The following is an 18,170-nucleotide window of genomic DNA, read 5'->3' as shown; positions in this document are numbered from 1 at the left end:
TCGGTTATATACCAAAGCAGCGCATGGGTATCCAGCAAGAGATTCATTTCGTGTAGTCTTCAAACCCGGGTATGGGATCGTCGAAATCAGATTTCATCACAATTAAACCTTTGGCTTTTCCCGCAATCCTGGATCTCTCTTTCTTTTCTTTAGCCTTTGATTTATACAAAAGAAAATCAATAAAATCAGCAACCTCGCTCTTCAAAGAAGAAGGAAGACTGGATAGTTTGGTGTAAAGTTGCACGTCTGACATAGCATTCTCGCTTATGTGGAATTTAAAATTTATCAAAAAAATCAGCTGTCGACAGAATAGGAATGTTCTCGAACGGGTGTAAATTTAGCAAATGTTTGTCGCCTGATACGATACAGGCAGCATTTGAAGCAATAGCCAGTTCGAGGTATTTATCGTCATCGGGATCGTCAACGGCTTTAATACTTACGGTAGGTTCGATAAGCAAGCTTTGTTGTTTAAATGCCGAGACGATGGCCAGTCGATTTTCTAAGGAGAGATATTTGTCAAACTTTGAGCGTGCAAACCGTGTCGAGAATTCTAAAAATGTCGTTGGAGAACGAACCAATATGCCAGCCTGCATTGCTTTTTCAAAAGCTTTTCGGCTAATGGATTTTGGGATGAGATGTGCGCTGATCAGCGCATTGCAATCAAAGACAAATATTGGTTTATTCATCTTCAGCAAGCAATTCATCGAGTGCTTGCTGCGTTAGCCCGTTCTTTGCAGCTATTTCCCCCATTTCGTCTAGAAATTTCAGGTATTCTGGCGTTTTGCTTTGTACCCGCTCGTCATGGCGACGCATCTTCCGTTCGCTGGGAAGGGCATAACCCTTGTTAACGCCACCATTGGCCGTAGGCTCATCAATAAGGTCAAGGGCATTGTTGAGAAAGGCTAAAACCTTACTCCGCTTCTCTGCGGAAGCCTGCTTCCACTTAGCGGCTATGTTTCCATCTACTTCTAATACAATACGCTCCATAATACACAAAGTTACCAAACAACATGGATATTTCCAATAAATAGTCGACCTGCATTTGGGGCATCTCGTATACTTATAAATGGCGCTGGCTCGGCGGGTGTCCGAATTTAGCGCGGTAGGCCCGGCTGAAATGCGCAGGCGTCCAGCCGAGATAACGGGCTACCCGGACAGGCGGGTCCCCTTCCTGCAACAGCTGTACGGCCAGTTCCAACTTCTGCCGCGTGATGTAGCTGCCTATCGTTTCACCGTGGTGTGTTTTGAATAACCTTCGGGCATAGACGGCCGATATCCGGAATTGTTCCGCAACGCTGTCGGCAGTTATCGGTGTGCCCTCCAAAATGCATCGATTAATGTATGCTTTTAGCTGTTCAGCCCATTCGGCACCGATGGCTTTTCCTTCGGCATGGCCGAGCAGGGTTTGGTGGGCGATGAACACCAGTTCAAGCGAGAGGTGCATAATAGATTGGCTGCGCCTGAGATACGTATTTCCGGGTGCACGCAGAAACCGAAGGATAGACGCTGCTGAGCCATCCTGCATGGAAAGTTCGTAGCTGGCGGCATGCACGGCAAGCCGGGTTTTCACGGCGCTGATGACCGTAGCCTCCATGCCTAGCTCCGGGCTTTCTTCACGGAACAATGCCTTCGGCTTGTGCACTACATAAAAAATGTGATGCGTGCCTTCGCCGAAGCTGCACGCATACCGGCCTGCGGGGAGGTAGCTCACCCGGTAGTGTTTTTCCGTTGTTGTTACCAGGGCTTTCCTTGTGTCCGGTGTGGTAATATCCATTGCGCCACGCACCAGATACAACCAATAGAGATCATACCGGGGGCATTGGATGGGGATGCATGTGGAAGCCGCGTAGGTCCGTACTTCGATATAGCTCACATAAACGTCCGGTAGGTCGAAGGCCTGCTCCACCACCTGCCAGTCCGGGCGTTTCCAGACATCCGGTATGGCCCCCGGCAGCTGATAGCGGCATTCTGTCCGTATCGCTGCGAGGGTGGCTTCGTCCCGGACGCGGGCATGATCATCGGCTACCTGGATGGCGGGAAGCATGGTGTTTTCAAGATTAGGCGCCGGGAGGTTGGGCCCTGGCCGCCACGCCATGGTCCGGTATGGCGGTGGCGGCTGTACCCGTGGTGCGGTATGTGGAAGGAAGGAGCCGGCCATCTTCCAATTGATATACGACGTCTGCAAATGGCAGGCTGTTTTCCTTGTGGCAGATCCATAGGATGGTCATGCCGGTAGCTTTCCGGCGCATCAGGAGGCGGTGTACTCGGGCTTCGGTAGCAGGGTCCAATGCCGCAGTGGCTTCATCCAGTAGTAGCAACTTAGGCTGCCGATAAAGCGCCCGGGCAAGTGCGACGAGCTGGCGTTGCCCACCACTGAGCAGGCACCCATCGGGTCCGATGGGTGTGTCAAGTCCCTTAGGCCAGGTGCCGATGAGCGGCAGCAGTCCGAGCTCGTTGCAGAGTGTTTCCAGCTTTTCCGGATTGGGTGTTTCACCCAGGCATATGTTGGCCGCAAAGGAATCGTCAATGAGCTGCGTGTGTTGAGGCACAACCGCGATATGCCGATGCAAGGTTTCCCGGTCGATTAGTTCCAGTGGGTGGATGCCCAGATGAATGTGTCCTGTTGTTGGAACATATTGGCGCAGAAGTAACGAAATCAGGGTGCTTTTGCCCGAGCCGGAGGCTCCACGGATAACGGTGAGGGTTCCCCGCGCGAGGGTAAGTGATATTCCGCGTAGCGTTTCAACCCGGTCACGGTACGTAAAATGCACGTCATCCAGTACAACGGGAAAGATATCTTCGGGCGTAAATCGCGTGGCACCAGGTGGATCGGTAGCCGGAATGTCCCACAGGTCGAAAAGGCGTTCCGCAGCGATGCGGGCCTCCTGCACATGCCGGGCCAGCGGCATCAGCTGGGCCGCGGCCGTGCTGAAATAACCACTGAGCGTATAAAAAGCCAACAGCTCGCCGAGCGAAAGTCCGCCATTGAGCACCAGTGTGCCCCCGCCCCACAGCAGCGCCAGTGAAAAGCCCTGGGCGAGGAGGGAGGTCGCTTCCTCGGCCCATAGGCCCACCCGGCCGGCGGTATGCGCGGCAGAGAGGAAGTCGTGCGTATGTGCATCCAAGCGGGTACGATGCAATCGTTCCGAGCCAAGTTGCTTGACGGTATGGATGGCGGCGAAGGTTTCGGTGAACCGGGCATCCAGCGCTGCTTCGGAAATCAGTAGCCGGTGCTGCACGGTGCGGTGAAAGGTGTTAGCCAGCGCGTAGATACCTGCATATACCCCGATGCTGAGTAACAGCCAGATCGCCAGCAAGGGGTGGCGTACAAGCGCTATGAGCAGCACCGCCACCAGTGAAAGTGCCGGTACGCCCGACTGGATCAGCAGGTCGTTGACCAGGCGCCGGATCAGCAGGGCATCGCCCATGCGAGAAAGCAGCTCGCCGGGCTGCATGCTGTTAAATACAGATTGAGGAAGCTGTAACAGGTGCGTGATGTAACTGCGTAAAAGCCTGCTGTCTAGGAGCCGCGCCGTATGCAGTGTGATGGATTTCCGAACCGCGCTGGCGGCCACCTGCAGCAGGAGGATGAGTACGAAGAGCACACCCATGCGATGCAGGGAGTCTGTTTTTCCGAAGGGTATGATGCGGTCGGTGAGCAGGCCGACGAATAATGCACCAGCCATGGCGAGTACCGTGACGAGCAGCGCCAGCAAAAGCGCACGTGCGAGACGGCGCCGGTACGGAAGCAGCAGTTGAACGATGCGCCGCCGGATGGTAGGGGCAGGGGCACAGTCATCCATGAGAAACCCCGGACCGGGAAGAAGCAGGAGAGCGGCTCCACTCCAATAGCTATTGAAACGTTCTACCGGCCAGCGATGCCGGTGCCCGTCGGCCGGATCAAGCAGCGTAACGGTGCGTTTTCCCACGCGGACGATGACCACGAAATGGGCACCGGTATCGGCATGGTCAAGGTGTACGATGGCAGGAAGCGGGGCTTGTGACAGCCCGGCGTAATCCCCAACTACAGACTCGGCTTGGAAACCCAATTTGAGCGCTGCCCGGTGCAAGTCGGAAAGCGTGGTTCCGGTGGCATCTGTACCGGCCAGCAGCCGAACATGGGCTACCGAAAGGGATTTGCCATAGTGAGTGGCAATGCCGGCTAGGCACGCCGCTCCGCAGTCGCTGCGATCGTGCTGGCGGATGGTTGTCATGTGTTTGTTACAATTGAGGTTTGGTATTCCGAAATGGAATTAATTACTTTAGTGATCGTTTGAACTGCCGATTGTCCCTAAACGGACCTAAAATAGTTGTCTATGTTTGCTCCTGTGCATCATACGCCGTTGGCTTATTTGATCATTGCTGCCATTGTCGCGGTGAGTATATCCGCACTGCGGAACCCACGGTTGTTCGATACCTGGCGCATGCATCCGTATTCCATTTACCGGGGGCGAAGGATACGTTCCATATTGACATCGGTATTTGTACATATCAACGAAATGCATTTGCTGATTAACAGCATGCTGCTATGCTTGGCGTTGCCTGAGGTTGAATACATGTTGGTGGATGACTTCGGCGTAATCAATGGGCGCTTGCTCTTGTTATTTTTCATTTTGTTTGCCGCCTTGTTTGTAGGCATGCTCACAGCAATCCAATACAGGAAGCAAAGAAAGCACTGGTCTGCCGGTGCTTCGGCGTTGGTCATGGCGCTCGTGCTATTTTTCCTGATATATTTTCCTGTAGAACCCATAGCCGGAATGCCTGCATTCGCATCGGATGTCTTGCCGTTGTGGATCGCATTGGTATTACTGGCCGCATTGGGCATCCTTGCCTTACTAAAGGATCCTGCAGGCGCCATCCATCTGTACGGCGCACTGGCAGGTATCCTCCTGGCTTTTTTGATCAGGCCAGCTTCCATGACTGAAATCATACGAAACGCAGATTTTTCCGTTGCATCAGAAGAAAGCAATAATAAACCCACCGGGGACGATCATGCCGCCGATCATGCCGATGATGGCACGGCCGAGGAAAGCGCCTTCCCGGCGTTTACCGCCTTCTATAGCGTCCGAGTGATGGACAGGCAAACGGTTCATCCCCTGGGGGATTTCCAAGATTGAAGAATGAATGGTTTTTGAATACATATGTTTTGGATTTAAGGCCTTCCTCCATCGGAAGACGGGGGTGAAACTGTGTATTTTTGATGTAAATACCTAATATGTAGTTGTTTATATAAACTACAGTTATATTTTAATGGCAGTTGGCCGGTATGGACCTAGGTGGTATGAATTTTGAGAAATACAAATTTGAATTGGGAGCCCGTATCATGAAGGCGCGGCTAAAAAAGGGAATGACCCAAGATCAGCTGGCAAAAGCCATCGGTCGTTCGCAACCCGCCATCACGCAGATCGAAAGTGGCAAATCCCTGCCTGGAACCGGAACACTTTTCAAATTGGGTAAAGCATTGGATACGCCGGTCAACCGGTTTTTCCCGGAGACGGTGCCGAACCGTGTGCTGGGTACAACAATTTTTGGTTTGCTCTGGGTGCGTATCCGGCATTGGTGGTACCGTCGCAAGCGTAACAAATCTGCCGAAGAGGAATCTTAACTACGTATGAACTAATTTTTTATTTTAACCAAGCCATCCCCATTTTTGGAGAAACGGATGATCTGCGGGTAAGAGCGGTTTTACGCCCGGATTCGTTTCCGGAGTCCGGCGAGCTGGCGCTGGCTTTAACGTATCTCCTATGTTAGAGCAACTTGAACGCTGCGAAGCCTACCTGGTTTCCATCGATGAAAAATTAGGCGTGATTGCCGATTGTTGTCTGAAATTAGTGCCGGACTATCCGGTCGAAAAGACCCCTGTCCCGGATCCGGAACCGGTGCTCCGCGATGCCGGATATACGTGCGAACGTGTGGGCATCAGCGAAAGTACATTGCTTCGTTGCCAGCAGCGCGGTGAAATTGAAGTGGCCAAACGGGCTAAAGGCAAAAAATATTTCCGGGATGAAGATGTAGAACGTCTGCGCAAAAGCTATCGCGGGATCGAATAAAAATAACAGATTCGGAAAAATTTCCTTTTTCATAGATAAAATATTCCGTACCTTTACCGGGAAAGGATGGTAAGATCGTATGGTTACAGGGACATTAGATAGGAAGCAGGAGCGGATAATTGCCGGGATTCCACCGGTGAGCGATTTTTCCGGGATTTATTTTTACACCATAAACAACAAATCAAATCACGAACTTGTCATGCTCTTGGACAGCATAATCGGCTTGAATGACAGTGTGCTCTCGGATTGGTTGAACATTACGCCCCGAACGTATCGGAACTACAAGCAAAATACGGATGTGGTGCTGAAAGGAAATGTAAAAGAGCACATCGTTCTGCTGCTCTCTTTGTACAAACACGGAGTGGAGGTATTCGGTAATACCGCTGATTTTGAGCACTGGCTTACGGAAAAAAACCGCTTGTTGGACAATGAAGCTCCGTATTCTTTTTTGACGACCGTTTCAGGCATAAAGTTCATTGATAATCGGTTGACAGCGTTGGAATATGGGGAGAATGTCTGACCGATGATCGTGTACAACATCAGACGAGCCAGATATGCCGGGAGATTGACGGCATCAGGAGTAGCCAATCGATGGAACAGAGAGGACGAATTCATTGTTTATACAGGAGGATCCATTGCGCTGTCAACGCTTGAGCTGGTTGCCCATCGCAGTGCGATAAACCTGAATACCAGTTATAAATTACTGTTCATCGATTTAGCGGTTGACCAAAGTGATGTCACTGAAATCCAACTGGCAAGTTTACCGGCAAATTGGCGATCGGTCAGCCAATACCCGGCATTACAGGAAATAGGTTCGCGGTGGTACCAGCAGAAAAGTTCCCTGTTGCTTAAAGTACCTTCTGCTTCGATTCCCTGGGAACATAATTTCCTGATTAATACAACACATCCCGACTTTTCCCTTAAAGTTTCCTTATCATCGGTCGAAGACTTCGAGTGGGACGGCCGATTGTTTTGACCTGCCCGTTTTTCCCTGCCCTTTTCCCGGCTTTGATACTGCTTTTCTTCCAGTTTAATGTGCTGACCATCCGCGTGCCATCCGTGCGTCATGCGGGGTTTGCACGGATCGCACACGGATAAACAACGGATAACTCCCGCATACCGGCGGGAGGAAGCGCAACATTGACCGGAAGTTGGTCCGATTTACGGAAGTCACAACCCCGCAGCTTCCGCGCTGTCCCGTCACATCCCTTCACCTTCCCGTCAATTTCCCGATAGAACCCCGTCAATACCCCGTCAACCGTTCCAACCCGCTGGTTTTTTGGGGTTTGGTGTATTACGTTTGCCTCCATGATCATCGCATACCGGTAGCACGAACGATCAAATGAATAGAAGTAAAACAAAAAACTAAAAGAAAGGAAACCAGAAAATGGGAGTAATCAGAAGAGGAGCCAACGGAGGCTTCAAAGGAAAAGCCGGAAGTGTGATCGGCAGCAGCTGGAAAAGCATCGATTACATCAAGGGGCTGTACAAGAAACGGACGAAACCGGCCACCGAAGAGCAGTTGATGCAACAGGCGAAATTCACGCTGCTGATGCGTTTTCTCCTGCCGGTGGCACCGTTTATCCGGATCGGCTACGGACAGCGCCGTGCAGATACCCAGACCCCGATGAATGTGGCGTTCAAAGACAACATCAACCGGACGGTAACGGGCAGTTACCCGGATTATGAGTTGGACTACGGGCAGATCCGCATTGCCGAGGGGTACTCGGCCGGCGGAGCAGAGTCTGCCACCGTAGCCGACGGCGAGCTCACCGTGTCGTGGGATACGACGCTCAACAAGGTGTATAAGCAGGAAGCGGATGACGCGGTGTACATTGTGCTGTACCATCCGGGGACCGACCAGTTCATGACCACGCCAGAGCCGCCGCAGCGGATGGATGGCTCGGCGACCATCACGCTGCCCGCGCATTTCCAGTCGGGAGTGGGGCACGTGTGGTTGTTCACGGCCGACCGCAAGGATAAGAATGTGTCCAAAAGCGTGTACCTCGGTGAGGTAACCCTGGGCTAATCCGTTAAACCCCGGAAACCGTGCCGTGTGACATGCTACCCTTGGGGAGGTGGCACACGGCCGGCTTCCGTAATCAGCAAGAAAAATGAGACAAGTTTTAACAAACAAACGGAAGCTGGCGGGATCGATCGATGGCCGACTGGCGGTGCGCCAACGCTTCAAACTGGCAGGTGAATTCCTGCGGCCGTTGTCTGCAATCGTTGCCCAGGGCTTTGCTACCCAACAGAAAGGGAAAACCGCGCATGGCCGCGCCATGTCTTACCTGCTACTGCGGGCGGTAGAGGGAGCGTACCCCAATCAATATGTCAATCCGGCACAGGTACGGCTGAGCGAAGGCATACTGCAGAATCCGGTGGAAATTGAGGTGAGCCGCCAAGGGGCGCTGATACGGGTGGAAGCAACATCGCAGATGGGCGATATCACAGGACTGAATCTGGCCTGGGACGACTGCCTGGTGCTCTGTGCATACCATCCCGGACTGCGCGTGGCAGGGATCAACGATGAGGAGTGCCTTCGCGAAGAAGGTATTGTTGCATTGCAACTGCCACCCCTTCTGGCGGACAAGCCGGTGCATCTTTACCTGATGACGCACGACCGCGACAGGCGGAAATGGTCGAATAGCCGGTATCTGGGCGAATTTTAGGGAGCGGAAAGATGGAACAGATAAAAATCATCCGTGTGGCTCAGGGGAAGAACAGTACCCTTAGCCACTTATACATCGGCAGCCTTTTCTGCTGCTACTTGCTGGAAGATAGCATCCGGATGGAGAAAATACAGGGCCTTACGTGCATACCGGAAGGCGAATATAGGTTGCGACTCAACACATGGGCAGGCATGAATGCCAAGTATACACCCAAGTACCCGCGCCTGCACCGGGGCATGATCGAGATCACGGGAATCCCGAACTATAGTTTGGTATTCATCCACATCGGCAATTACCACACGCAAACCGTGGGTTGTCCGCTGACGGGCTCGTACTGGCAGCGGCTGGATGGTGATTACCAGGTGCTACACTCGGCAGCGGCGTATAAATATGTGTATCCGCTGCTGGTGGAGGAGATTGAACGGGGTAACGATCGGGTTGTGGTGGAGAAAGGGACGCAGTTAGCAAGCCCACCGGAACTGTAACGCTCCGTTATTCACTCATTGCTTGCTTTTCAACGGCGTTCATGAGCTCACTTCGTTCGGTTTGGTCACGTCACTAGGTTCCTTATGGGCTTACTAAGCTGCTTAGGGAAGAAATAAGTGCTCCAGATTCGACGTCGGGCACGAGTCTTAAATCGATGTAGAAAACACTGGGGCGACTTTGGATGCGCATAAGCAACCTAGGAGCGTGAGTGAAACGAGCGTTCCAGTTGCGTTGCGTAACCAAAGCGCACCCAAAACGACTACCGAAAACAACAAAGAGATGAAAGAAAACCAAGAAACAGTCGGCCTACCCGAAGCGGGAAAACCGACAATTTACGAACGAATCAAAGAAGGACTCGCGGTGGCGAGCCAGCTAGTCATTGCATCACCGCTGAAGCTGCCGCCCAAACTCGTAGTGGTAGCCAAATACCTTGCATTGGCACTGGGTGTATTGGAAGCGGTGGAAGGCGCAGCCAAGGATAGGAGGGAAGGCGATGAAGACTAACCAGCAGCTTGGTATCGGCACGACAAGTGGTACGCTGCTAAGCGTCATTGGCCAGTTGGGTGTGCACGATGTGCTGCGCACAGCACTGCTCGCCGCCATCGGTGCCGTGGTGAGCTTCGTGGTGACGTGGCTGCTGCAACGTTTATGGCGAAGACGCCGGTAATCGGCTGAGGTCTCCTTCAAGCCTGAAGAGATCGCTTACGCGGCTCTTCAGGCTTGATTTTTTTATCGCGTTTCCCGCTGAGAATACAGGTACCTTATGGCTATCGTGCTCACAGATTAACTGTCTATTATGTGAAAAAAATCACATTTTTGGCAGTTAATACGTGATACTATTAACATACCTCCTGGATGTCGGGCTGCTGCGTCGGCTCTCCTTGTTGGATCCCATTGCCGTCAAGGAAGGCAACCGGCTATTTACTGAATTTAAAGGGGCGCTGACCGAAAATTTTGTGTTGCAGCATCTGGTAGCTTGTTTTGAAGGCACACCTCGGTATTGGACGTCAGGGAATCAAGCTGAGGTCGATTTTCTGTTGCAGGTGAAAAATGACATCATTCCCATTGAAGTCAAGGCAGAAGAAAACGTGAGGGGTCGAAGTCTCACTATTTATAACCAGCACTATAACCCACCCGTACGACTTCGGTATTCCTTAAGAAACCTGAAAATGGACAATGGCATGTTAAACATTCCATTGTTCATGGTCGATTATACGGAGAAATTGCTCAATCTGTGGCGCTAATCTCCCTTTTTGCCGGTAACCAGAATTTTAAAATTCCCGCGGCTCCCGATAGTATTCGTTAACTACATCAATAACGTCGTAAATATCGAACGGTTTACGGATGTAGCCATCCGCGCCGCACCGTTCCGCGATTTCATCGATCGTTGGTAGAGCCGAAATCAGGATCACCGGTATGTCGGCCGTCTTTTCATCGGATTTCAGGAGCACACAAATGTCGCTTCCCCAGCCCCAGGTTAGGTTTTCGTCGAGTAAAATTAAACCGATCGCATGCTGCTCCAGTTTTTTTCCAATCGTTTTGCCATTGTCGGTGATCACTTCGTAGTCTTCAAACTGCATGAATTCGGCGACAACCTCCTGCATATCGCCGTCATCTTCGGCATACAAAATTTTCTTTTTCATTTTTTCGATCAGAATAGGGGTCAAGCTTCACTAATAGCAACTGAAAATAGGTGGTTTTATTGTGTAAGAGTCGGACAAATTAATGTCTTTTCCACCCCTGCAGGTTGTCTCCTTTTCCCAGCCTCATTGCCAAATGCCAATGGTATCTTTGTCTAGCGACGATTAAAACAACACAGCATGGGAAAACTAATAGCAGCAATCAACATGACGCTTGATGGGTTTTGCGACCACACGTACGGAATTGCAGACGATGAATTGCATGAGCATTACAGTGACCTGTTAAGCAGCACCGGTACCATTCTATACGGAAGGATAACCTACCAGCTGATGGAGTACTGGCCGCCGATCGTCAAAAATCCGACCGGTAACCGGGCAATAGATGAATTCGCGGTGATCATGGACAGCGTTCCCAAAATTGTATTTTCCAGGACACTAAAAAAGGTGGATTGGGAAAGTGCAAGAATCGCAACGCGGAGTTTCGAAGAAGAAGTGTTGGCGCTCAAGCAGCAATCGGATCAAGACATTTTGATAGGCAGCCCGAGTTTGATTGCGGCCGCAACGGAACTTAAATTAGTTAATGAATTCCAGCTCTGTGTCCACCCCATGATCGCGGGAAAAGGCTTGCCGTTATTTAAAAACAGTAGCGATATGACCTTTCTGAAGCTCATAAAGACCGAAACATTTGGTTCCGGTGCCATCGTGCTGTACTACGAGCCTGCAAAACACACGGCTGGATCCGTATAACATCCCCGGTCCGGCATCAATCCGGACCGGGGATTGTCTGTTAATCGGCCTGCGTACCGTGAGCAGAAACGGTAACCGTTTTTTGGCTGTTGGCGCTTACGTCGGCACGGACGTCCAGCACCACCACACGCGAATTTTCGATGGTTTGATAGACCTCGCCGCCGGACACGCGATACCCGTCTTTGTTTTTGGGCATCACAAACCGAATGTGACAATCCGGCAGATCCAGGTCAAACCGGTTGGTTAGCACCGCTTCGTTGGCGGCTGACCGTCCGGTATTGTCCTGGCTGAATTCCAGCGTCAGGTTCAGCAGAAGCTGGTCGTAGGGTGCGGTCGGGTTTTCGCAGAATCGGAGGGGTGGCGTATGGTGAAACGTATCGCCATCGACTGTGAACAGGCGAAAGAAACCCAATATTTTTTCCCAGTTGGCAATTTCCCCGCTCCGGCAGACGGCGCCCGGCCGGATGTTGAGCGTGGGTGTGGTGCCGACAAGCGATTCGTGGGGCCGGTGGCTGTGGCCATTGAGCAGGATGTTGATCCGGTGGCGGTTCATGAACGCGGTGTCCACGCGGTCGGGACGGTGCTGCGCCATGATTCGCAGCTTGCCGGGGCCTTCGGTGTTCAGGAAGCTGTCCAGCAGTTTTCCCTGCAGTCCCGACATCGGCGCGTGATCGGGGATGTCGACAACGGGATCGCCCAGGTAGTCATCCGAGCCGACGATGCGCGTATCGAGGTAGGAAAAGCCATACACGCGTTTGCCCATCAACCGATTCCACTGGGCGGCTTTGGCGGGGTATTCATCGGCCTTGGGGCCGTAGAAATCGTGGTTGCCGGGGATGGAGAACACCGGGGCGTCGAATCCGTAAACGCCCGAAAATCCATGCGCTCCTTCAAAGAAATTCTTGTATTTCTCTTCCGCCAGCGGCGGATGGTCAAATCCGGAGCGAACGACACCGCCCCAACCCAATGAATCGGCATCGAAACGGGTATAATCGTGGATGATGTCGCCGGTGACGATGACGTATTCGGGATGGATGATGTTGGCCACCTCGATAAACCGATCGAGCAGTTCCAGTTCCTTGGCGTATCCATTTTCCGGCGTGCCGACCCATTGCCGCGACATATGCGGATCGCTGATGTGGATGAAGCGATGCGGGTTGCGGAAGGCGTTGAGTACCTTGACCGACCGCCGGGAGACGTTGGTTTCGCCCCCGCTTTTGACAACCAGGTCGTACAGTTCTTCGGGCGTGCCCTCGGGTATCGTAATCCGGATCAGCGTACCGACCGCTGCTTGGGTGAAGGAATCGTATTCGAACCGGCCGCTTTGGATGGTATCTGCAGAAAGGATCACCCGGTTATAGGGTCCGGAGAGGATGACCGAGTCTACCGGCAGTGCGGCCGGGTTATCATAGAGAATGTCGATGGATTTGCCTACGGGTACAATTGCCGGGCAGGCACGCCAGGGATACACAATCTGGTTGGCCGCCGTACGGAGGCCGAACGCCAGCAGGCAAATCGTGACGGATAGAATGATATGGTTCCGTTTCATGACTAAAAACCGGGGTTCTGTGGCATTTCTTTCGTCAGGTTGGCATCGATTACCACCTGGGGAATCGGGTACAGCGTATCCCGCGCTGTGGCGGTCTGGTTTCCGCCGGCAAAATTGTGGGCTTGCACCCGCTCCAGCCATTTTCCCGTCCGGATCAGGGTGTAGCGGCGGTGTTCTTCCGTAATTAATTCCCGCGAGCGCTCGTCCAGGATGAAATCCAGGGTAACATCAGCGGCCGATATTTCGTGGGCTTGCGCTCTTCTCCGGATGATGTTGAGGGTTTCTGCCGCCCCGGTGTTGTTACCCTGTTTAAACTGGGCCTCTGCTTTGAGCAGGTAGGTTTCAGCCAGCCGGAGATACACCTGGTCGTTATACTGTAACGATGCTTGCAGGTCGGCGGAAATGGTGTTATCCCATTTCCGGATAAACGGCCAGTCGTTGCGGGAACTCTTGGTGGTATACACCAGGTCTTCCGACCAATCCAACTTGACGGTATCTCCGTAGTTGTATCCGGAAGGTAATCGGTCGGCCTCGCCGGGCGCGTTCTGTATGGCATCCTTCAGGATATAATAGGTGCGTATGGCGTCGTTGGAACCGCGGACGTCACCGGGTTCGTACAGATTGATGGCCCATTGCGACGGAAGCGCACGTGCGATTCCGCGACCGCCCCGCTCCACGGTGTATTGCAGCGGCGCAATGCCGCCGATTTTGATTTGGCTGTTGAAATTGGTGTTGCTGTATTCCCTCCGCATCAGGCTCCCGCCGCCTCCTACCACGTTATACTCCCATTGCCATACCCAAAGGGCTTCGGTGTTGCCTTCTTCGCGGTTCGAATTGCCCTCATAAAACATATCCATGAAAGCCGAACCGGGTTCATTGCTTTTCACGCCGTACCTTTCGGTAATCAGTTTATAGGCCGGGGTGTTGATGCACTGGTCGGCCCAATACAACGCGCTGTCGGGCTTGCCTATCGTCAGGTATAATTCGGAAAGATAATGCTGAACAGCGCCTTTGCTAATTTTTCCGCGTATGGCAGGTTCTGCGGATAGGTATTGCTCGGCAAACAGCCAGTCTGCTTTTATCTGGTTGCGGACTTCCGCCCGGGGGGTGCGTTCCCAGTCCGTTTTTATGTCAGATCCCTGGGCTTCTTCCAGCGACATGGGCACATCGCCCCAGCAAAACGTTAAGTGCCGGTATGCCCATGCGCGCAATGCCTTGGCTTCTGCAATGACCCGGTTTTTGTTCTGCTCGGGGGTTGCGCCGCCGCCGGTCCAGTCAACTTCCGTTCCGCTTTCTGCCCGGTTGATAATGGTATTGGCGGCATTCACGATTTTGTATAACCACAGAAAAACACCTGAGAGGCCCGAATTGGTGGAAACGTTCAGGCTTTTCCAATTTTGCGTGATGGAGCCGATATAAGCGGAATTGTGGGCGACTAAATTGTCCGTTCCAACGGTCGCAATCATCGCAGTCAGGTTATTGCTGGCACCATTAACTGCTTCTCTTTCCCTTCTAACCAGTGAATATAATCCATTCAGGCCTGCTTCAAATCCATCGAGGTTTGTATACAGGGTTTCAGCGGTGATCAAGTGGGGTGGCGTTTCGTCCAGCCAACCCTGGGAACAACCTGCCGCAATCCATACGATGGCGGAAACAAAGGCAATGTTTAACAACTTTTTCATTAGCTATACTATGAAGCGTTTACAATTAAAATTCAAGATTTAAGCCGATCACGTATTCCTTTTGCAGGGGAATATTCCGCTGTCCGTTCAATTCGGGATCCATCCCCCCGAATCGGGTGAGGGTAAAGAGGTTCCTGCCAGTAAGGTAAAGCTGGCATTTGCCGATACCGTAACGCGACAAAGCGCTTTTCGCGAAATCGTATGCGATTGAAACATCCTTGATCCGGACAAAGCCTGCGTGTTCATAAGGAGCTGCGCTTTTCCCGTCCTGAAGGTTGGCATTCCATGTGTTCATGTACCATTCGTTTGTCGGGTTATCCGGCCGCCACCAGTTCTTTTTGGTGGTGGTCATCCGAACGGCTTGATCTACGTCCGTATCGTTCAGTAGCGTGTTGTTTTTGGTTACCCCATGCACGCCATGGATAAACACATTGAGTGTTAGGTTTTTGTACGAAAACGAATTGTTCATCCCCCAGATATATTTCGGATCTCGCTGCCCGATGATGACCCGGTCGTAATCGGGGGAAAGCACGCCATCTGGTACACCATCCGGCCCGCTGACGTCTTTGATTTTGATATACCCCGGCTGGGTTCCGTAAGCCTTGGCTTCTTCGGCTTCATCCAATTGCCAGACACCGTCCCATTTATAGCCGTAATTCACCAATATGGGCTTTCCGATAAACCAGGTGCTGGCAACATCGTCGATTTCATTTCCGTTCTCATCCAGCATCCCGTAAAGGGAAACGATTTTGTTCTTTACAAAAGAGATATTTCCGGTGGTTTCCCATTGGAAATTCTCCGTGGTTAGGTTCCGGGAGGTAAACGATACTTCCAGTCCCTTGTTTTCCGTTTGGCCGATGTTCTGGGTGATGGAGCTTACGCCGTATATGGGAGAGATGGTCCGGTCAAGGAGCAGGTCGAAGGTGTTCGACTTGTAAAAATTGACGTCTCCGATAATCCGGTTGTTCAGGATCCCAAAATCGAGGCCCAGGTTCAACGTTCTTGTGGTTTCCCAGCCGAGGTCGTCCTGCCCCAGTTTGCTGGGGACGTACCCCGGCAGCGTGGTTGATCCGGCCACGATATCCTCGGAAGAGAGACGGGAAATGGTCTCATAGGCCGAAATCGCCTGGTTTCCACTGAGCCCGATCGAAGCCCGAAGTTTCAGCTCATTGACCACGTCGTTCCATCCGAAGAAGTCTTCCCGGGAAATATTCCAGCCAACAGCCAATGAGGGAAAGAAGCCCCATTTTGTTTTCGCGCCAAACCCGGAATAGCCGTCATTGCGCCCGGTCAGCGTAAGCAGATACCGGCTATCGTAGGCATAATTGATGCGCAGCATGCTTGATAGCAGCGAGGTTTCGGTATTTGAAAACCCGGGGACAACCAGTTCGGCCTGGGGTGCGGAATACCAGGTCAGGAAATCGTTGGGGAAGCCTTGTGCGTCCACACTGTTGGTGTTGCTTCGGGGGTTTTCAAAACTGTAAAGTCCGGTAGCGAAAACACTGTGCTTGCCAAATTCCCGGTTATAATTGACGATATTTTCGATCACCACATTCCGGGATAACCCTCGGCTCGTTGCGGCGTCGCCGCTGTTGGAAAGTCCGCGCTGCGTATTCCGCCCGTAATAGGTGGCATCGTTGGAGAACCCCAACCGGATTCCCGCATTGACCCGGTATTGCAGCCCCTTCACAAACGGAAAGTCGACAACCGCATAATTATTGGATACTACTTGGTACGATTCGTCGATATTTTTGGCGAGCGTCCCCATCAGCGGATTGCGGAAATAGGTGTCTTCAGGCCATGGGTAAATGGTCAGTTCGCCATTTTCGTCGTATGCTTTGGTAAACGGGTTCATCCAGAATACACCCTGGTCTCCATCCCAGGTAGGCGCAATACCCCCGGCATCGGTGTAGGCAAGCTGGGTGCGGGTACCCACGGTCAGCCAGTTCTTGAATTTGGTATCCACGTTGATCCGGGAGGTCAATTTCAGGTAATCGTCATTGACGGCCAGTCCGGTTACATCGGTTATCCCGGTGGAAATGTAATATTGCGTCTCCTTGAATCCGCCGGAAAAAGAAAGATTGTGCTGCGTGCTTTTTCCATTGCGCAGCGCCAGGTCCAGCCAATCGACCCATTCCCCCGATTCGTAGATGTCCAGTTCCGAAGAGGTGAAGGCTTCGGGATTCCGTTCCATTTTGAAACGGTAGAATTCTTCTCCCTTCATGATGTCCGGTAGGTTGGCAAACCGCTGCATGGAATAATAGCCGTTGTATCGGATCTTGGTGTCTCCGCCCTTTCCCGATTTTGTCGTGACGAGAATGACGCCGTTGCTTCCCCTGGATCCGTAAATTGCCGCAGCGGAGGCGTCTTTCAGCACCTCGACGGAAGCAACATCGTTGGGGTTGACGTCGCCAAGCCCTCCGGCGATCCCATCGATGACCACCAGCGGGGAAGTGCTGGCTTTTATGGAATTCCGGCCCCGCATCATGACGGATTGCGAGGGTGCGGCTCCGGCTGACGAAGTAGAGACCTGTACGCCGGGGATCGCGCCTTGTATGGCTTGGGTCAGATTGACGTTTGGAGCCATTTCCAGCCGTTCCATCGGAAGTGAAGCAACCGTTCCGGTGATGTCTCGTTTCTTTTGCGTGCCATAACCCACCACGACCACCTCTTCCAGTCCCACCGCGCCCTCGGTCATAACTGCGTCCAAACGGGGCTGGCCGGTATATTCCATTTCCAGTGTTTCCATGCCCACGGATGAGAACTGCAGGGTGGTTCCCGATGGGACCGTAATCGAATACATACCGTCGGCATTGGTCGAAGCGGTATACGCTGTACCCTTGGCCATGACCGATACCCCCATTAAAGGCGTTCCTTCGGCATCGGTAACCTTACCCTCCACCTTTTTCTTTTCGCCTTTTCTGAGGGTGATGTTTTTTCCCTGGATTTTGTAGTCCAGGCCGCTGTCTTTCGCGATTTGATTCAGCACGGTGCTGAGTTTTTCGTTGGTAAAATCATAGGTGTATAGTCGCCTGGCATGGATCACGTCGTCGGTATACCGGAATTGATAGCCCGTGGTGGCTTCAAGCTGTTTAAAAAGCTGGTCCAGTGTGATATTGGTTACGTTAAGGGTTACCGTCGGACTACGCTCATGTTGCGCGTAGACATTCCGGGGCGTTAGGCTCCATGCGAGTAACAGGAGAAAGGCAAGGGTGGAAAGTCGAATTAATTTCATTATTTTGCGATAATTAAAGAGGATTTTTAATACGTTGATTCTTTAATGCCGGAACTGGTACCAGCAGTTCCGGTTTTCTTTTTTCGGCCGTGTTTATTTTTCCATATCG

General features: G+C 52.2%; 22 protein-coding genes. 12 read left to right on the top strand and 10 right to left on the bottom strand.

The window, feature by feature from the left end:
* Positions 1-43 precede the first annotated feature (43 nt).
* From vapB to BMZ56_RS23475, 5 genes are all read right to left on the bottom strand, one after another.
* On the bottom strand, positions 44-253 hold the full coding sequence (vapB, locus tag BMZ56_RS23495; protein ID WP_090631826.1) for a type II toxin-antitoxin system VapB family antitoxin: 210 nt from the start codon (positions 251-253) through the stop codon (positions 44-46).
* A 22-nt stretch (positions 254-275) separates the two neighbouring features.
* Positions 276-686 carry a putative toxin-antitoxin system toxin component, PIN family gene (locus BMZ56_RS23490; protein WP_177195287.1) on the bottom strand — a complete coding sequence of 137 codons (411 nt, stop codon included), beginning with the start codon at positions 684-686 and terminating at the stop codon, positions 276-278.
* Positions 679-987, bottom strand: a complete 309-nt coding sequence (locus tag BMZ56_RS23485; protein WP_090631760.1) for a hypothetical protein — start codon at positions 985-987, stop codon at positions 679-681. The genes BMZ56_RS23490 and BMZ56_RS23485 overlap by 8 nt, the downstream gene beginning before the upstream one ends.
* A gap of 73 nt (positions 988-1,060) precedes the next feature.
* Entirely contained in the window at positions 1,061-2,095 is a 1,035-nt protein-coding gene (locus BMZ56_RS23480; RefSeq protein WP_177195286.1) for a helix-turn-helix transcriptional regulator, read from the bottom strand.
* A complete protein-coding gene (locus BMZ56_RS23475; RefSeq protein ID WP_090631756.1) occupies positions 2,058-4,214 on the bottom strand; it encodes a peptidase domain-containing ABC transporter in 2,157 nt (718 codons plus the stop codon). Before BMZ56_RS23475 ends, BMZ56_RS23480 begins: the two co-directional genes overlap by 38 nt.
* Before the next feature lie 102 nt (positions 4,215-4,316).
* On the opposite strand from BMZ56_RS23475, the gene BMZ56_RS23470 reads away from it, so the two are divergent.
* From BMZ56_RS23470 to BMZ56_RS23450, 5 genes are all read left to right on the top strand, one after another.
* Positions 4,317-5,117, top strand: coding sequence for a rhomboid family intramembrane serine protease (locus BMZ56_RS23470; RefSeq protein ID WP_090631753.1), 801 nt, complete (start codon positions 4,317-4,319; stop codon positions 5,115-5,117).
* Between the two features lie 149 nt (positions 5,118-5,266).
* Positions 5,267-5,605, top strand: a complete 339-nt coding sequence (locus tag BMZ56_RS23465) for a helix-turn-helix domain-containing protein (RefSeq protein ID WP_090631751.1) — start codon at positions 5,267-5,269, stop codon at positions 5,603-5,605.
* Positions 5,606-5,744: 139 nt separating this feature from the next.
* Positions 5,745-6,050, top strand: coding sequence for a MerR family transcriptional regulator (locus BMZ56_RS23460; protein ID WP_090631748.1), 306 nt, complete (start codon positions 5,745-5,747; stop codon positions 6,048-6,050).
* A gap of 79 nt (positions 6,051-6,129) precedes the next feature.
* A complete protein-coding gene (locus BMZ56_RS23455; protein ID WP_090631745.1) occupies positions 6,130-6,570 on the top strand; it encodes an Xre family toxin-antitoxin system antitoxin in 441 nt (146 codons plus the stop codon).
* Positions 6,571-6,573: 3 nt separating this feature from the next.
* Positions 6,574-7,026 carry an RES family NAD+ phosphorylase gene (locus tag BMZ56_RS23450; RefSeq protein WP_090631743.1) on the top strand — a complete coding sequence of 151 codons (453 nt, stop codon included), beginning with the start codon at positions 6,574-6,576 and terminating at the stop codon, positions 7,024-7,026.
* A gap of 88 nt (positions 7,027-7,114) precedes the next feature.
* Here the strand turns inward: BMZ56_RS23450 and BMZ56_RS23445 are convergent, their stop codons facing one another.
* Positions 7,115-7,360: a hypothetical protein gene (locus BMZ56_RS23445; protein WP_143073010.1), complete on the bottom strand. Its 246-nt coding sequence runs from the start codon at positions 7,358-7,360 to the stop codon at positions 7,115-7,117.
* Positions 7,361-7,437: 77 nt separating this feature from the next.
* Between BMZ56_RS23445 and BMZ56_RS23440 the strand changes: the two genes are divergently transcribed.
* The 6 genes from BMZ56_RS23440 (at position 7,438) to BMZ56_RS23420 (ending at position 10,452) form a co-directional block, all read left to right on the top strand.
* Positions 7,438-8,079: a DUF6266 family protein gene (locus BMZ56_RS23440; protein ID WP_090631738.1), complete on the top strand. Its 642-nt coding sequence runs from the start codon at positions 7,438-7,440 to the stop codon at positions 8,077-8,079.
* 85 nt (positions 8,080-8,164) lie between these two features.
* Positions 8,165-8,722 (top strand): DUF6266 family protein, encoded by a 558-nt coding sequence (locus BMZ56_RS23435; protein WP_090631735.1) that lies wholly within the window; start codon positions 8,165-8,167, stop codon positions 8,720-8,722.
* A gap of 11 nt (positions 8,723-8,733) precedes the next feature.
* Complete coding sequence (locus tag BMZ56_RS23430) at positions 8,734-9,207, top strand: DUF5675 family protein (protein ID WP_090631732.1); 474 nt, start codon at positions 8,734-8,736, stop codon at positions 9,205-9,207.
* A gap of 280 nt (positions 9,208-9,487) precedes the next feature.
* Positions 9,488-9,712, top strand: a complete 225-nt coding sequence (locus tag BMZ56_RS23425) for a hypothetical protein (RefSeq protein WP_177195285.1) — start codon at positions 9,488-9,490, stop codon at positions 9,710-9,712.
* Positions 9,702-9,875 carry a hypothetical protein gene (locus tag BMZ56_RS25505; protein ID WP_177195284.1) on the top strand — a complete coding sequence of 58 codons (174 nt, stop codon included), beginning with the start codon at positions 9,702-9,704 and terminating at the stop codon, positions 9,873-9,875. Before BMZ56_RS23425 ends, BMZ56_RS25505 begins: the two co-directional genes overlap by 11 nt.
* Positions 9,876-10,038: 163 nt before the next feature.
* Positions 10,039-10,452, top strand: coding sequence for a DUF4143 domain-containing protein (locus BMZ56_RS23420; protein WP_090631727.1), 414 nt, complete (start codon positions 10,039-10,041; stop codon positions 10,450-10,452).
* Positions 10,453-10,479: 27 nt separating this feature from the next.
* Here the strand turns inward: BMZ56_RS23420 and BMZ56_RS23415 are convergent, their stop codons facing one another.
* A complete protein-coding gene (locus BMZ56_RS23415) occupies positions 10,480-10,851 on the bottom strand; it encodes a response regulator (protein ID WP_143073008.1) in 372 nt (123 codons plus the stop codon).
* Between the two features lie 177 nt (positions 10,852-11,028).
* On the opposite strand from BMZ56_RS23415, the gene BMZ56_RS23410 reads away from it, so the two are divergent.
* Complete coding sequence (locus BMZ56_RS23410; RefSeq protein WP_090631723.1) at positions 11,029-11,595, top strand: dihydrofolate reductase family protein; 567 nt, start codon at positions 11,029-11,031, stop codon at positions 11,593-11,595.
* 40 nt (positions 11,596-11,635) lie between these two features.
* Here the strand turns inward: BMZ56_RS23410 and BMZ56_RS26035 are convergent, their stop codons facing one another.
* From BMZ56_RS26035 to BMZ56_RS23395, 3 genes are read right to left on the bottom strand one after another with little or no spacing between them, the layout of a single operon-like run.
* On the bottom strand, positions 11,636-13,144 hold the full coding sequence (locus tag BMZ56_RS26035; protein WP_090631721.1) for a metallophosphoesterase family protein: 1,509 nt from the start codon (positions 13,142-13,144) through the stop codon (positions 11,636-11,638).
* A gap of 2 nt (positions 13,145-13,146) precedes the next feature.
* Positions 13,147-14,826: a RagB/SusD family nutrient uptake outer membrane protein gene (locus tag BMZ56_RS23400; protein ID WP_090631718.1), complete on the bottom strand. Its 1,680-nt coding sequence runs from the start codon at positions 14,824-14,826 to the stop codon at positions 13,147-13,149.
* A gap of 25 nt (positions 14,827-14,851) precedes the next feature.
* Positions 14,852-18,061 carry a SusC/RagA family TonB-linked outer membrane protein gene (locus BMZ56_RS23395; RefSeq protein ID WP_090631714.1) on the bottom strand — a complete coding sequence of 1,070 codons (3,210 nt, stop codon included), beginning with the start codon at positions 18,059-18,061 and terminating at the stop codon, positions 14,852-14,854.
* Positions 18,062-18,170: the final 109 nt, after the last annotated feature.

Origin of the sequence: Parapedobacter indicus (assembly GCF_900113765.1) — a bacterium.
Taxonomy (GTDB): Bacteria; Bacteroidota; Bacteroidia; order Sphingobacteriales; family Sphingobacteriaceae; genus Parapedobacter; species Parapedobacter indicus.
This window is presented reverse-complemented; position numbering and strand designations above follow the sequence as displayed.

Bases quoted from the DNA above. Each gene is read 5' to 3' on its own strand.
- vapB (WP_090631826.1), bottom strand. From the start codon at position 253: ATGTCAGACGTGCAACTTTACACCAAACTATCCAGTCTTCCTTCTTCT.
- BMZ56_RS23490 (WP_177195287.1), bottom strand. From the start codon at position 686: ATGAATAAACCAATATTTGTCTTTGATTGCAATGCGCTGATCAGCGCA.
- BMZ56_RS23485 (WP_090631760.1), bottom strand. From the start codon at position 987: ATGGAGCGTATTGTATTAGAAGTAGATGGAAACATAGCCGCTAAGTGG.
- BMZ56_RS23480 (WP_177195286.1), bottom strand. From the start codon at position 2,095: ATGGCGTGGCGGCCAGGGCCCAACCTCCCGGCGCCTAATCTTGAAAAC.
- BMZ56_RS23475 (WP_090631756.1), bottom strand. From the start codon at position 4,214: ATGACAACCATCCGCCAGCACGATCGCAGCGACTGCGGAGCGGCGTGC.
- BMZ56_RS23470 (WP_090631753.1), top strand. From the start codon at position 4,317: ATGTTTGCTCCTGTGCATCATACGCCGTTGGCTTATTTGATCATTGCT.
- BMZ56_RS23465 (WP_090631751.1), top strand. From the start codon at position 5,267: ATGGACCTAGGTGGTATGAATTTTGAGAAATACAAATTTGAATTGGGA.
- BMZ56_RS23460 (WP_090631748.1), top strand. From the start codon at position 5,745: ATGTTAGAGCAACTTGAACGCTGCGAAGCCTACCTGGTTTCCATCGAT.
- BMZ56_RS23455 (WP_090631745.1), top strand. From the start codon at position 6,130: ATGGTTACAGGGACATTAGATAGGAAGCAGGAGCGGATAATTGCCGGG.
- BMZ56_RS23450 (WP_090631743.1), top strand. From the start codon at position 6,574: ATGATCGTGTACAACATCAGACGAGCCAGATATGCCGGGAGATTGACG.
- BMZ56_RS23445 (WP_143073010.1), bottom strand. From the start codon at position 7,360: ATGGAGGCAAACGTAATACACCAAACCCCAAAAAACCAGCGGGTTGGA.
- BMZ56_RS23440 (WP_090631738.1), top strand. From the start codon at position 7,438: ATGGGAGTAATCAGAAGAGGAGCCAACGGAGGCTTCAAAGGAAAAGCC.
- BMZ56_RS23435 (WP_090631735.1), top strand. From the start codon at position 8,165: ATGAGACAAGTTTTAACAAACAAACGGAAGCTGGCGGGATCGATCGAT.
- BMZ56_RS23430 (WP_090631732.1), top strand. From the start codon at position 8,734: ATGGAACAGATAAAAATCATCCGTGTGGCTCAGGGGAAGAACAGTACC.
- BMZ56_RS23425 (WP_177195285.1), top strand. From the start codon at position 9,488: ATGAAAGAAAACCAAGAAACAGTCGGCCTACCCGAAGCGGGAAAACCG.
- BMZ56_RS25505 (WP_177195284.1), top strand. From the start codon at position 9,702: ATGAAGACTAACCAGCAGCTTGGTATCGGCACGACAAGTGGTACGCTG.
- BMZ56_RS23415 (WP_143073008.1), bottom strand. From the start codon at position 10,851: ATGAAAAAGAAAATTTTGTATGCCGAAGATGACGGCGATATGCAGGAG.
- BMZ56_RS23410 (WP_090631723.1), top strand. From the start codon at position 11,029: ATGGGAAAACTAATAGCAGCAATCAACATGACGCTTGATGGGTTTTGC.
- BMZ56_RS26035 (WP_090631721.1), bottom strand. From the start codon at position 13,144: ATGAAACGGAACCATATCATTCTATCCGTCACGATTTGCCTGCTGGCG.
- BMZ56_RS23400 (WP_090631718.1), bottom strand. From the start codon at position 14,826: ATGAAAAAGTTGTTAAACATTGCCTTTGTTTCCGCCATCGTATGGATT.
- BMZ56_RS23395 (WP_090631714.1), bottom strand. From the start codon at position 18,061: ATGAAATTAATTCGACTTTCCACCCTTGCCTTTCTCCTGTTACTCGCA.